This is a genomic window from Streptomyces sp. AC558_RSS880 (assembly GCF_019049255.1).
Taxonomy (GTDB): domain Bacteria; phylum Actinomycetota; class Actinomycetes; order Streptomycetales; family Streptomycetaceae; genus Streptomyces.
In genome coordinates this window covers 81,058-94,324 of the sequence record NZ_JAGMUJ010000029.1, presented here as the reverse complement: position 1 = coordinate 94,324, position 13,267 = coordinate 81,058, and the positions used below count along the sequence as shown (strand labels likewise).

The 13,267-nt window shown below is 72.8% G+C and carries 10 protein-coding genes; 5 read left to right on the top strand and 5 right to left on the bottom strand.

The window, feature by feature from the left end; genetic code table 11:
* The first annotated feature begins 127 nt into the window (after positions 1–127).
* Genes KUM38_RS10665 through KUM38_RS10655 form a run of 3 tightly spaced genes read left to right on the top strand, consistent with a single transcriptional unit; the run spans position 128 to position 4,063 of the window.
* A complete protein-coding gene (locus tag KUM38_RS10665) occupies positions 128–1,378 on the top strand; it encodes an FAD-dependent monooxygenase (RefSeq protein ID WP_308408939.1) in 1,251 nt (416 codons plus the stop codon).
* A gap of 16 nt (positions 1,379–1,394) precedes the next feature.
* Positions 1,395–3,053, top strand: coding sequence for an AMP-binding protein (locus tag KUM38_RS10660; protein ID WP_308408938.1), 1,659 nt, complete (start codon positions 1,395–1,397; stop codon positions 3,051–3,053).
* Entirely contained in the window at positions 3,050–4,063 is a 1,014-nt protein-coding gene (locus tag KUM38_RS10655) for a methyltransferase (protein ID WP_217129068.1), read from the top strand. Before KUM38_RS10660 ends, KUM38_RS10655 begins: the two co-directional genes overlap by 4 nt.
* Before the next feature lie 20 nt (positions 4,064–4,083).
* Here the strand turns inward: KUM38_RS10655 and KUM38_RS10650 are convergent, their stop codons facing one another.
* Positions 4,084–4,320 carry a hypothetical protein gene (locus KUM38_RS10650; RefSeq protein WP_217129067.1) on the bottom strand — a complete coding sequence of 79 codons (237 nt, stop codon included), beginning with the start codon at positions 4,318–4,320 and terminating at the stop codon, positions 4,084–4,086.
* Between the two features lie 164 nt (positions 4,321–4,484).
* On the opposite strand from KUM38_RS10650, the gene KUM38_RS10645 reads away from it, so the two are divergent.
* Positions 4,485–5,426 carry a hypothetical protein gene (locus tag KUM38_RS10645; RefSeq protein WP_217129066.1) on the top strand — a complete coding sequence of 314 codons (942 nt, stop codon included), beginning with the start codon at positions 4,485–4,487 and terminating at the stop codon, positions 5,424–5,426.
* Here KUM38_RS10645 and KUM38_RS41715 read toward each other — a convergent pair.
* Both KUM38_RS41715 and KUM38_RS10635 read right to left on the bottom strand, forming a co-directional pair.
* On the bottom strand, positions 5,423–8,014 hold the full coding sequence (locus KUM38_RS41715) for an AAA family ATPase (RefSeq protein ID WP_217129065.1): 2,592 nt from the start codon (positions 8,012–8,014) through the stop codon (positions 5,423–5,425). The two genes, KUM38_RS10645 and KUM38_RS41715, sit on opposite strands and share 4 nt — an antisense overlap.
* Entirely contained in the window at positions 8,011–9,393 is a 1,383-nt protein-coding gene (locus KUM38_RS10635) for a hypothetical protein (RefSeq protein WP_217129064.1), read from the bottom strand. The genes KUM38_RS41715 and KUM38_RS10635 overlap by 4 nt, the downstream gene beginning before the upstream one ends.
* A gap of 158 nt (positions 9,394–9,551) precedes the next feature.
* Here KUM38_RS10635 and KUM38_RS10630 point away from each other — a divergent pair, with 158 nt between their 5' ends.
* Entirely contained in the window at positions 9,552–10,748 is a 1,197-nt protein-coding gene (locus tag KUM38_RS10630; protein WP_217129063.1) for an RNA-guided endonuclease TnpB family protein, read from the top strand.
* Between the two features lie 35 nt (positions 10,749–10,783).
* Here the strand turns inward: KUM38_RS10630 and KUM38_RS10625 are convergent, their stop codons facing one another.
* Both KUM38_RS10625 and KUM38_RS10620 read right to left on the bottom strand, forming a co-directional pair.
* Positions 10,784–11,485, bottom strand: coding sequence for a 4Fe-4S single cluster domain-containing protein (locus KUM38_RS10625; RefSeq protein ID WP_217129062.1), 702 nt, complete (start codon positions 11,483–11,485; stop codon positions 10,784–10,786).
* Entirely contained in the window at positions 11,482–13,230 is a 1,749-nt protein-coding gene (locus KUM38_RS10620; protein ID WP_217129061.1) for a vWA domain-containing protein, read from the bottom strand. Before KUM38_RS10620 ends, KUM38_RS10625 begins: the two co-directional genes overlap by 4 nt.
* Between the last annotated feature and the right edge of the window lie 37 nt (positions 13,231–13,267).

Genomic DNA, 13,267 nt, shown 5'->3' with positions numbered 1-13,267 from the left:
CATGGCATTGAGCACTCCTACTGCTCGGCCTCGACAGGTGTTTGCGACGCTGACGGCACCCTGCGGTCCGGGCGGCGAACCGGCCCTCACGGCGTCACCCGGACCAACCTCCCCCCTGGTCGAGAGGATGCGCATGGCCCCGTCGAAGGCACAGGTAGCCATCGTGGGAGGTGGCGTAGCCGGCCTGGTCACCGCCACACTCCTGCACGGTCACGGCATGGACGTCCGGCTCTTCGAACGGACACCGGTGCTGGGGGCCGTGGGCGCGGGCATCCAGCTCTCCCCCAACGGGGTGCGCGTCCTGCACCGGCTCGGGCTCGCGGACGCCCTCGCCCGGACCGGGGTGCGAGCCGGTGCCATCGAGACCCGGCGGTGGGACGACGGAAGCCCGATCGCCCGGGTGCCGCACGGCACCCTGTGCGACGAACGGTTCGGCGCCCCGTACTACTTGATCCACCGCGCGGATCTGCAGCGCTGTCTGGTGTCCGCCCTGCCCGAGGGCATCGTCGAACTCGGCAAGGGCTGCACCCGCCTGGTGGAACGGCCCGACACGGTCGAACTCCACCTCACGGACGGCTCCGTGACCACCGCCGACCTGGTGATCGGGGCCGACGGCGTGCACTCCGTCGTCCGCACGGCGGTCGTCGACGACGCGCCGCGGTTCTCGGGCTACTCGGTGCACCGAGGTCTCGTCCCGGCCGAGGTGGTGCCCTCCTTCACCCGTGATCCGCGGGTGGTGTTCTGGCTCGGCCCCGAACGGCACGTCACGTACTACCCCATCGCGGGCGGCGACACGGTCCACTTCAGCGCCGTCGGCGTCAGCCCGGACACCCGCTCCGGTTCCACGTCGGCCCCGGGCGCGGTCGAGGACCTCGACGCGGCGTTCGCCGGCTGGCACGAGGAGGTCCGGCGGGTGGTGACCGCCGCCGCCTCGGTCACCCGGTGGGACCTGTTCGACCGCGACATGGCCGACCGGTACGCCACCGACCGGGTGGTGCTGCTCGGCGACGCCGCACACCCCACCCTCCCCTATCTCTCCCAAGGGGCGAACCAGGCGCTGGAGGACGCCGTGGTCCTCGCGCGCTGCCTCGAGGACGCCCGCCCCGGCGACCTGACCGGGGCCGTCCGCCGCTACGAGGAGCTCCGCCTGCCCCGCACCGCCGAGGTCCACCGGCGCGCCCGCGCCCTGGGACGGACGTTCCACCTCCCCGACGGCCCCCACCAGGAGCGGCGCGACCGTGACATGCGCGCGCGGCAGGACCTGGAGCACCTCGACTGGCTGTACGGCCACGACGCCGCGGCGGCGACCACGGCACCGGGACCCGAGCGGGCTGCCGGACGGGAGCCCGCGGCCGTACGTCTCACCCCCCGCCCCTGACCTACGAGGAGAACCAGTGCTGCACACGTTGTTGAGCCGGGTCACCCGCGGGAACGGCTTCTACATCGGCGACCTCTTCCACGCCGCCGCGCGCCGCGACGCCACGACACACGTGACGCTGGACCGCCCGCTGCAGTCGGCGCCCGACCTGGGCACGCACTTCACCGTCGGGCAACTGGCCGATTACATAGATGAGTTGGCGGCCCGCTTATGGGCGGCCGGAGTCCGGCCCACCGAACGGGTGGCGCTGTACAAGACCGACAACTTCGACATCGCGCTGCTCGCCTGCGCCACCGCGCGCATCGGCGCCGTACCCGCGCTGCTGTCACCGGCCCTGGACGGCGCGGTGGCGCACGAACTGCTCGTCCGGCTCGAGAAGCCGTGGCTGCTCACCGACGGCGACACCCTGGCGGGCAAGCTGCGCGGCGTGCCCCTGGCCGACGACGTGCGCGAGATCCTGCTGTCCGCCGGTACGGCACCCTCGGGCCCCGTCACGGAAACCTCCGGGCGGACCATCGGGCCGACCGCGCTCGCCGAGTACGCGGACGCCCCCCGGCGCGAGCCGGTGTTCCTCCACCCGCGTCAGCCGTCACTGATCACGCACAGCTCCGGTACGACCGGCGTCCCGAAGCTGGCCGTGCACTGCCCCGAGGCCGGCTGGCACCGTCTCGTGCCGCAGCGGCTGGTCTCCTGGCCCATCCGGGGCAAGGAGACGGCCGCGCTGTGCATGACGTTCGTGCACTCCCGCTTCTACCAGGGGATCGCCATGTTCCTCAGCCACGGCAACCCGATGGTGATCGCCGTGGATCCGCACCCGGACCGCATCGGCCCGCTGTTCGTCCGCACCCGCCCCGGATACATCGAGACCCACCCCAACACGTACGTCGACTGGGAGGAACTCGACGACGCGCCCGGCGCTCCCCTGTCCAGCGTCCGCGTCTTCGGCGCCACGTTCGACGCGATGCACCCGCGCACCATCCAGCGGATGCTCGCCGCCTCACGGCACAAGCGGCCGGTCTTCGTCCAGTTCTACGGGCAGTCGGAGATCGGTCCCATGGCCGGCCGCTGGTACACCCGCCACACCGCCCACAAGGCCGACGGCCGCTGCGTCGGGATGCCGCTGCCCGGCTTCATCTCCATGCGCGTCGTCGACGACTCGGGCCGGCGGCTCGGGACCGGACGGACCGGCCACCTCGAAGTGCGCAGCCGCACCCGGATCCTCACCTACCTGGGCGAGGACGAACGGTTCCGGAGCGAACTGCGCGACGGCTGGTGGCGGGTCGGTGACATGGGCTACCTCAGCCGCTGGGGCCTGCTGCACCTGATCGACCGCGAGGTGGACCGGATCGATGCCGTGGACAGCAACCTCGCGGTCGAGGACCTCCTGATGGGCCGCCTCGAGGAACTGCGGGAAGTGGTGATCGTGGCGGGCCCGCAGGGCGAGCCGGTCCCGGTCGTGGCCACCCGGGGCGAGGCGCCCCTCGACGAGAAGCGGTGGCGGCGGGCGACCTTCGACCTGCCCCCGATGAGCGCCTTCCGCCAACTCCGGTTCGACGACCTGCCGCGCACCTCGACCCGGAAGGTACAGCGTTCCGAACTCGCCCGGTTGATACGGGAAGAGCACCCGCCGCCCGGCGGGCCGCACACGGCGTCGGACACCACGATGGGGGCATGACCATGAAGGAAACGGCAGGGCGTCACCTGTTCGAGCTCATGGCCGGGTTCTGGAAGACCCAGGCCGTCTACCTCGCCGTCGAGTCGGGCACCGTCGACGCCATCGCGGCGGCGGACCGTGCCTCGACCGTCGACCTGTCCATCGAGACCCGGACCGACGCCGACGCGCTGGGGCGGCTCCTGCTGTTCCTGGAGAGCCTGGGAGTGGTCGAGGGCGACGAGGCCGGCGGCTGGGCGCTGACCGAGGTCGGTGAGCTGCTGCGCACCGACACCCGCGACTCGATGCGCGACCACGTGCGCATCTACGGCTCGCACTTCTACCCGGCCTGGGGCGCGCTCTCCCACTCGCTGCGCACCGGGCGCTCGGCGTTCGCACACGTCTACGGCTCCGACCTGTTCTCGTACCTGCACAAGAACCCCGAGGTCTCGCTGACCTACGAGCGGGCCATGGTGGCGGGGACACCCTTCTTCGCCGAGGTCAGCGGCGCCTACGACTTCTCCGGGGCGCGGCGGATCGTGGACGTCGCGGGCGGCCACGGAGCACTCCTCAACGAGATCCTGAACGCCAACCCGGGCCCGCGCGCCGTCCTGTTCGACGCCCCGCACGTGATCGAGGAGAGCAAGGACCGCCCGATCGCCACGGACCACGCGGACCGGTGCGAACGGATCGCCGGGAACTTCTTCGAGTCGGTCCCGTCCGACGGCGACGTCTACCTCCTCTCCCGCATCCTGCACTGCTTCGACGACGAGGCGTGCCATCGGATCCTCACCAACTGCCGTCGCGCGATGGCCCCCGGCGGCAAGCTGGTGATCCTGGAACGCGTACTGGTCCGGGGCACCGGCTCCTCACTGTCCCAGGGCTACAACATGCACATGCTGGTGGTCCTCGGGGGTGGCCGGGAGCGGGACGAGACGCAGTACCGCACCCTCCTCGACAAGGCCGGCTTCACGGTGGAATCCATCCACGGCCTTCCCCTGGAGACGCATCTGATGGTCGCGGCACCGAGCTGACCCGCCCGGGGGCACCCGGCTCACCGGCCGTCCGGGCGCTGTGGGGAGAGGGTCCCGAGGGCCGCGCGAGCGCGGTCGTGCGCCCGGCCCCCGTCGGGGGCCGCCAGGGCGCGGCGGTACCAGTGGCGCGCCTCGTGCCACTTCTGCTCGGAGGAGGCGACATCGCCGAGCAGGGCCAACACCAACGAGGTCAGGACGGGTTCCGCGGGGCGCGGGGGGCGGGCTGCGGGCACGGGGGCACTTTCCGGCTCGCTCACGGGCTCCTCCCTTCCTCCGGGCCTCATCCGTGGGACAAGGCCCGCTCACTGATGGCGCAGTCTAGATCCGGGCGGCCCCGCCCCACAGGTGAACGCGCCTGCCGGCCGGAACTTCGGCGCTACGCTGCCTGAGGCAGCGGTGTGGACAGGGAAGCGGGGCGGGGATGACGGCTGCGGACGACACGTCCTCACAGGGGCGTGCCCGCCAGGTACTGCGCGACGCGCTCGCGGGAGGCGACGCCCTCGCGGCGCTCGGCGCCTCTCTCCGGTGGGCCGCGGAGGTGCTGGCGGAGAGACGGGACGACGACGGTGTCGCCGCGCTCGAGGGGGTGTTCGACCTGTACGACGCGTTGGAGGAGGTTCCGGCGCTGGCCGCCGAGGCCCCCCTCCTGGTGGCGGCCGCCCGGCCCGGGGAGCGGCCGGCGGAGCAGCTGGACAAGCGGCTTGCCGAGCTCACCGCGCTCCACGAACGGCTGCGGGCCGATCGAACGGCACTGGAACGGCTTGCCGACGCCGAGGACGAGCTGCGCCGACGCCTCGCGGACCACGCGGAGTTGCGGGACCGCATCGCGGAACTGCGCCGCCTCGAACGGCTGGTGGACACGCTGGACGCGTTGAGCGGACAGCACCAGGTGGTGGACGAACGTCTGAAGGCGCTGCGCTCCCGGGACACTTCCGCCGAGCGGACGCTGACCGCGGACTGCGGCGCACTGGTGCGGCTCAGCGAGGACCAGTTGGACGCGCTCGCTCCGCGGACCCGGGAGGCCCTGCGCCAGGCCGAGGAGAGCGGCGAGCGGCTCGCCGTGGAGGAGCGGGAGCTGGCCCGGATCACCTCCGAGCTGGACGAGCGGAGCCGGCGCCTCGAGGCGGTCCGCGCCGCGCTCGGGGAGCGGATTCCCCAGTTGGAGCGCTACGCGCGGGCGGATCGGGAGCTGGCGGAGGCGCTGTCCGCGTGGGGGCACGCCGACGGCGACGGCAGCGGCGGCGCGCACGGGGACCGGCTCGTCAAGACCGGTACGGCACTCGAGCGCGCGCGGCTCGCCGCCGCCGACGTGGAGCGACGCCTCGGCGAGATCGACCGGGTGCTGCGGGAGGCGCTGGACTAGGGGGGCGGGACGTCGTCGGCGGTGAACGTGGAGGGGTCGGTGGCGGTGGGGCCCGCCAGGAGGCGGGCGGCGAGGCGGGACTCCATGGCGGCGAGCAGGCCGCGTACCTCGCGGGCGCTGCCGAACCCGGTGGGATCGGCGCGCCGCCGGCTGTCGAACCACTGCCCGGCCCGTTCCGCGGCCTCCGGCGTGAGGAGGTAGCCGTCGGCCGCGGCGCTCCGGCGCAGCACCTCGACCAGTTCCTCGGCGTTGTACGGCGGGAACTCCACGCTCAGCGTGAAGCGGGAGGCTAGACCGCTGTTGCTGCGCACGAACGCGTCCATTTCGCGCGGATAACCCGCGGCGATCACCGTGAGCCGGTCGTTCCAGTTCTCCATCTCCCTGACCAGGGTGTCAACGGCTTCCCTGCCGAAGTCGGCGCCCTGGATGCCGGAGCCGGCCGTCAAGCTGTACGCCTCGTCGATGAAGAGCACGCCGTCGAGGGCCGCGTGCACGGCCTCGCGGACCCTGGGCGCGGTCTGGCCGACGTACTCGGCGACCAGGTCGGCGCGCGTGGTCTCGACCACATGGCCCTTGCGCAGCACTCCGAGCTTGCGGAACATCTCGCCGACGGCCCGCGCCACGGTCGTCTTGCCGGTGCCGGGTGGCCCTGTGAACAGCAGGTTCGGGGGCGCGGGCAGGCTCCTGCCGCGGGCCTGGCGGAGCCGGATGCGGTTGGCGAGGTCGCTGAGCGTCTTGCGCACCGGGGCGAGGCCCACCATGTCGTCCAGCTCGGACAGCAGGGTGCCGTCGTCGGGCGCGGGCCGGGGCAGGAGGGCGCGGTAGCCCTCCGGCAGGTCTTCGACGGTGAGCGGCTGCCCGATGTCCTCGCCGACCCGGACGGCCCACTCGGTGAAGATCTTCTCGCTGAGGTTGCGCATGGTGCCGGCGTTGCCGAAGTCGGGGCCGCGCGTGGCGTGCAGTTCGGTGACGACCTGCAGCAGCCGGTCGGCCAGCGTCTCGTCCCAGCGCAGGCCGCGTGCCGCCAGGTACCGCAACAGGATGCGGTGCAGCACGTCCGGCGGGTAGTCGGGAAAGACGATGCGCTCGCCGAACCGGCGGTGGAGGCCGTCGTCGGAGGCGAGGAACTCGTCGACCTTGTCGGGGTACCCGGCCGCGATCACCACGAACCGGTCCCGGTCGTTCTCCAGCCTGGCGAGCAGGACCTTCAGGGCGTCCCGGTCGAAGCTGCCGTTCTCACTGCTCAGGCCGTGCACCTCGTCGAGGAACAGCACCCCGTCCACGGCTTCGTCCAGCACGGCGTGGGCGCGGGACGAGGTCTGTCCGACGTACCCCGCGATCAGGTCGTCGAGCCGGGTCTCCACCGTATGGCCGCGGCTCAGCACGCCGAGTTCCCGGTACATCTCGCCGACGAGCCGGGCCACCATGGTCTTCCCGGTACCGGGTGGACCGGCGAACAGCAGGTGGGGGGAGGCCGGTTCGGCGTTCTCGCCGAACCCCTGCCCGCGCAGCAGCGCTTCCGCCGCCACCCGCCTGCGCAACCGTTTCAGGTGTTCCTTCACCGGTTCCAGGCCCACCAGGTCTTCCAGCTGCTTCTCGGCCGGGCGCGTGTCCCGGCCCGAGCGCGGCAGCCAGCCCCGCTCGGTCAGCTCCCCGCCGCTGAGCGGGGTGTCGCCGAGGGACAGCAGGTTGCTGCGCCAGTTCTTCACGGTGAGCGGTTGGGCGGCCATCGCCCGTACGACGCTGTCCAGTTCGCGCCAGTCACCGATGCGGAGGCCGTCGCGCAGGCGCATGCGCTGGACGAGGCGGTGCAGTTCGGCCTCGTCCGGGAAGCCGACGCGGACGGAGGGCGTGGCCTGCCGGCACAGCCGGGCGGCCAGGCCGGGGTAACCGTGCAGCGATTCGACGTACTCCACACAGGCGTCGAACGTCGGGCGTGCGAAGACCAGGACGACCGGGTGGTCGTAGTCGCCGTGCCGGGCCCAGTCGCTGAAGAAGGTGTTCAGGGGGCGGGTGGCGTCGGTGTGCCGCAGGGTGCTCTCCGCCTCGGTGAACACCACGGCCGTACGGCGCGGCGGATCGGCCAGATATCCCGCCAGGGTCATGACGGTGAAGGGGTCGGAGAGGGCGCGCGGCGGCCCGGGCTCGGCGGGCGAGCCGGTCCCCTCCGCGGCGGAGGAGGTGTTCCGCGACCCGGCGGGCGCGGGGTTCCGCTCCGGTGCGGGCGGGCGGACCACCACCCGGCCGAGGGGGCCGCGCAGCCGGGGATGGCGCATGAGCCCGGGCCCCGCGGAGCCCGCCGATTCCGTCGGTGTGCGCGGCGGCGCGTCGGCCGGGGCGCGGCCGGACGGCCGGGACCGCGCCTCGGACTCCGGGTCCAGGAAGTACAGGGGCCGGCGCTGGGAGCTGTAGGCCACATACGCGCAGGACTGGGCGCGCAGCAGGTGCCACAGCACCGCGTCCAGGTTCCTCTCCCGGTAGTCGGCGCCGACGAAGGTGTCGTCCACGCCGGGCCCGTACACCACGGTGAACGGCTCGCCGACGCCCAGCCGCAGGTCGGCGAAGCGGGAGCCGAGCCGACCGGTCACGAGACGCCGTCGGCCGGGCGCTTGCGCAGCGGGGCGGCCTCCGGCTTCCGGAACCGGTCCAGATCGACGGCCGTCGGGTCCGGGACGCCGGGTTCGCTCTCCAGGGCCCCGGTCGGGTGCCCGTCGTCCGCGAGCGCGTGCCGTACCGCCTCGGCGCGGTCCCGGAGTTCACGTTCCGAGGCCGTGTCGTAGTCGTAGGAGAGGACCCGCAGGATCTGCCCCGTCTCCCCCTCCGGCGCGGGCAGGACCTGTACCACGATCTTGTTGCCGTTCGCGTGCTCGAGGACGGCATGGTACGAGCGGCGTTCGTCCTCGTCCTCGTACTCGCCGTCCGTCAGCTCGTAGGCGCCGATCCGGGAGAGGGTCCCGGCCACCGAGTCGGCGAGGTTCACGCGGAGCTGTGAGGCGAGCAGCCGCATGCCCGCCCGGTCCACGACCTCGCCGAGCCGCTGCTCCATCTCCGCCGCCTCGGCGGCCAGTTCGCGCTGCTCGGCGACGGTCGTCGCATCGTCCCTCGCCCGGGAGAGCCGCTCGGCCACCTGACCCCGCAGCTCTTCGAGTTCGCCCTCCGACCAGTGGTCCACATCGAGCTCGGCCCCCGGCAGCGGCCGGCCGTCGGGGCCCGTCACCGGCCTGACCTCGTTCTGCGTGCACAGGGTCTCGACCATGACCAGGGCGTCGGTGGCGGCGCCCTGGGCGAGCCGCCGCTCCAGCTCCCGATGCTCGATGTCGAGGCGCAGTTCGCTGAGGTCCAGGTAGGCGCGCTGCGCAAGGGGGAGCGCGGCCTCGTGATGGCCGGCGTCGCTGTTCCGCCGGGCGGTGTCGAGGTCCAGGCGGAGCCGGTCGAGCCTGCCGGGAGCGTGCCGTTCGTGCGGCAGAGTGGCGATGAGCTCGGCCATCGTGGCGCCGTCGGCGAGCCACTCCCGGACGGCGGCCGCGGCACGCTCGCGGTTCCCGGCGAGCTCGTCGACGCGTTCGGTCAGGCCGGCGATGTCGCGGCGGCGCTGTTCGCGTTCGGCGGCGAGCTGCCCTTCCAGGGCCGCGCGCTGCTCCGCGAGCCTGGTACGGGTGTCGCGTTCGAGGCGTTCCGCGGTGCCGCGCAGCTCCTGGTGCAGGCGCTCGGACTGCTCGCGCAGCCTGCGCTCCGTGTCCCGCTCGAGTCGCCGGGTGTGGGCCGTCAGACCGGAGAGCGCCTCTTCCGTCCGGCGGGCGCGCTCCTCCAACTGGGCCCGGGTGCGGGCCTGGTCGGCCTCGGTCCGCCGCCGGACCTCGTCGAGGAGCCGGGGAACGTCGCGCCGGACCTGCTTGAGGTTCTGGGCCGCCCGCTGGGCCCGGTACCACTCGGTCTCGTCCACCAGGATGCGCTTCTTGCCGCTCATCGGTGCTCTCCTTCATGGATACCCCGGGCTTCAGCCTGGGGAGGAAACGAAGCTCCTGCGGAGCAGGGCGGGGAAGGCCGGTTCGCCGTCAGGGCGGACCGGCGTTCACCCCCGACTACCGGCAGCCCGTCACAAACTGATGGGCCAGTATGTGAACCGTGAAGACCAGCCACGTGAAGCGGGCGTTCAAGTACCGCTTCCATCCGACCGATGCGCAGGCAGCCGAGCTGTCCCGCACGTTCGGCTGCGTGCGGAAGGTCTACAACCTGGCTCTTGCGGCGCGCACCGAGGCGTGGACGCGGCAGGAGCGGGTGAACTACAACCAGACGTCGGCGATGCTGACGGCCTGGAAGAAGACCGAGGAACTCGCGTACCTCAACGAGGTCTCCTCCGTCCCGCTCCAGCAGGCCCTCAGGCACCTCCAGGCGGCGTTCACCCACTTCTTCGGCAAGCGGGCGAAGTACCCGCGTTTCAAGTCGCGCAAGAAGTCGCGGAAGTCGGCGGAGTACACCACCGGCGCGTTCCGGTTCGAAGACGGCAGGCTGACCCTGGCGAAGATGACGGAGCCGCTGGACATCGTGTGGTCCCGTCCGCTCCCGGAGGGTGCGTCGCCGTCCACGGTGACGGTGTCGCAGGACGCCGCCGGACGCTGGTTCGTGTCCCTGCTGTGCGAGGACCCGTCCGTCCAGCCGCTCCCGGCCACGGATGCGGCCGTCGGTGTCGACGTCGGGCTCGACCACCTGCTGACCCTCTCCACCGGGGAGAAGGTCGCCAACCCCCGGCACGAGCGGCGTGACCGCGTCCGTCTGGCCAAGGCCCAGCGGCAGCTTGCCCGCAAGGCAAAAGGCGAGGGCGCCAACCGCCGTAAGGCCCGTCAGAAGGTCGCCGGAATCTACGCCCGGATCACCGACCGGCGCCGGGATCACCTGCACAAGCTCACCACTCGGCTCGTTCGTGAAAACCAAACGATCGTGATCGAGGACCTCGCCGTCCGGAACATGGTGAAGAACGGCAGCCTGGCCCGCGCCATCAGCGATGCGGCCTGGTCCGAGTTCCGGAGCATGCTGGAGTACAAGGCCCGGTGGTACGGCCGCGAAGTGATCGCGATCGACCGCTGGTTCCCCTCTTCCAAGCTGTGCTCCGTCTGTGGCAGCTTGCGGGACAAGATGCCGCTGAACGTCCGGGAGTGGACGTGCGACTGCGGGACGACCCACGACCGGGACGTGAACGCGGCGAAGAACATCCTGGCCGTCGGGCTGACGGCGTCTGTCTGTGGAGCTGGTGTAAGACCTCAACGGAGTACTCCGGGCGGGCAGTCGGTGATGAAGCAGAAACCCCTACGGCGCGAGCCGTAGGAATCCCCTCCTGCAAGAGGGGGAGGAAGTCAAGGTCAGTCGTCCTCACCTGTTCGGTCGGCGGTGGTCCGCGCCCGGGTGGTGCCGGGCGTCGCGTCGGGTGTTCCGGGGAGGCGCAGCCGCGAACGGGCCTCCTCCACCGCGGAGTCGAAGGCCGCGAGCAGCCCTGGAGGCGGGACCCCGACCAGCAGGGCGGTGGTCCCGTCGACGGTTATCTCGGCGGTACGCGGACCGCCCGTGAAGTCGTACCCGCATCCGGCGAGCCGGGGCGTGAGGTGGTGGACGCGCTGGTTGCTGCTTCCCCGCAGCCCCTTGCCGTCGTCGAGGCCGGCGACGTACCGGCCGTCGATCAGCACGTCCAGGAGGCCGAGCAGTTCGGTGACGCCCGGTACGGGCGGGCGGGCACGCAGCCGTTCCAGGCGGTAGCCGGTGAAGCAGACCACCGAGAGGTCGCGACGGCCGCGGGCCGCGCGGACCAGCGCGGCGAGCCCGTCGGCCTGGGCCATCGGCTCGCCGCCGGAGAGCGTCAGGCCCGTCACGCCGGGATCGGCGAGCAACTCGTCGGCCAGTTCGGCGGGCTCCACGTGGCGGGCGGCGCGGTCCGGGATCCACTCCGGGGCCAGGCAGCCCGCGCAGCGGAAGGGGCAGCCCTGCACCCACACCACCGACCGTCGCCCCGGGCCCAGGGCGTGGGTGCCGACCCGGGTGGCGGCGACGTTGAGGGCGGGGCCGGTCACGGCAGGTCCCGTTCCGAAGGCGCGGGCCTCTCGCGCTGCGCGGGCGGTCGCGGCGGGGAGCCGCCCCAGGGGCCGTCCCCGTGGTGCGGGAGTGAACCGGGCCGCGGGATCGGCATGGGGCCGGGTGCTCCGCCGGCTTCCGGTACGGCGGCCGCGGGCGGCCCGTCGCGGTCCGCCAGGTAGGCGAAGCGGATGCCGTTGATCACTACCGCCTCGCCCGGCCGGCACACGGCGTCCGCGCTCCGTGCCGGGGTGCCGTCCGGGCTGTAGCTGAGGTGCAGCGCGATCCCGCGACGGCCGTCGTCCGCCCGGAACCGGCGGCCGTGGACGCGGCCCGCGCCGCCGATCCGCGGTGGTGCGAGCGCCATCTGCCGTCCGTGCAGGGCGATGTGGTCCTGCGGGCCGTCGCCGGGCGCCGGGGACAGGACCAGTACGCCGTTCAGGACCGCCCGGTTGTACCGCATCCACAGCAGCAGGGCCGCGAGGAGGACCAGCAGCGGAACCCCGATCAGCAGGGGCAGGGTCAGTGCGGAGCCGACCTCCGCCCGCAGCCGCAGGCCCCCGGCCGGTCCCTCCACCGCCTCCGGCACCTCGAACCTCACGTCGTCCAGGGTGGCCGCCCAGGGTGTCGTGACCTCGCCGTGCACGGTCAGGCCGACCTCGGCCTCCCAGGTCCGCCGCACCGGCAGCAGCCCGGCGTCGGGCTCGCCCCGTACCTGGACGTCGAACTGCCGTGCCGCGCCCGGTTCCAGGGACACCCGGTCCGGCAGGCCGGTGACGGTGAGCGGCTGCCCGTCCAGGGTCGCCCTGAGACCGGTCACGGTCAGCGGCACCCGCTCGGTCGTGGCGGTCAGGGTCAGCGTGGCCGCCGCACCGCCGTCGCCCAGGTCGAGTACCCCGGTGGGCGACAGCGTGGCGGTGACACCCTTGCCCTCGTCCGGTGCGATCAGCCGCGCGGCCTTGCGCGCCCGGACCCGCTCGGCGGCCCGCCCGAGATATTCGGCGAGGTTCTGTACCGAATCCGGCCGCAGCTCGGTGGTGTCCGGGATGACGCCGGACAGCTGCGCGGTGCCGGACTCGTCGGTCGCCAACGGCATGGAGTAGGCGGCCAGTTCATGTCCGTCGGCCAGCTCCTCGGCCCGGCCCCGCAGCGCGTTCCACGCCGCCCCGTCGGACGTGGGGTACGCGGAGCCCTTCGGCGGCTCGTGCTTGCCGTCCGTGAACATCACCACCGAGCCGATCTCGGCGGCGTCGGGCCGCTCCAGCTCGTCCAGGCCGCGGTCCAGGGCGGCGCCGATGTCGGTCCGCACACCGGAGGGCCCGGCCCGGTCGGGCAGCTTGCCGATGATGCCCTTCGGGTCGGACGGGTGGCCCAGGTAGACCGCCTCGGCCTTGTCCCCGAAGGTGAACAGGGCGACGTAGTCCCGTGGTGACAGGCCCTTCAGGAACGGCAGCAGCGCGGACCGGACCGACGAATAGCGTCCCTTGTTCAGCATCGAGCCGGAGACGTCCACCAGGACGACGTAGTCGGCGGGCACTCGGTCCAGGCCGAGCTCGGAGTAGATCTCGCTGCGGCTGGGCGACGACCCGGCCCGCGTCGGATCGGCAGTGGCGGCCGCGGGAGCCGTCCCGGACGTCACGGCGGTCAGGGCCGTGAGCACCAAGGCGGCGAGTCCGGCGGCGGCGCGGTGGACGGCACGGGCGCGCGCTCGTCCCGGCCTCGGGCGTGGCGGCGGCTGGTTCATCGGATGAGAGCTCCTCGGGCGCGGCACTGGTCGGGGT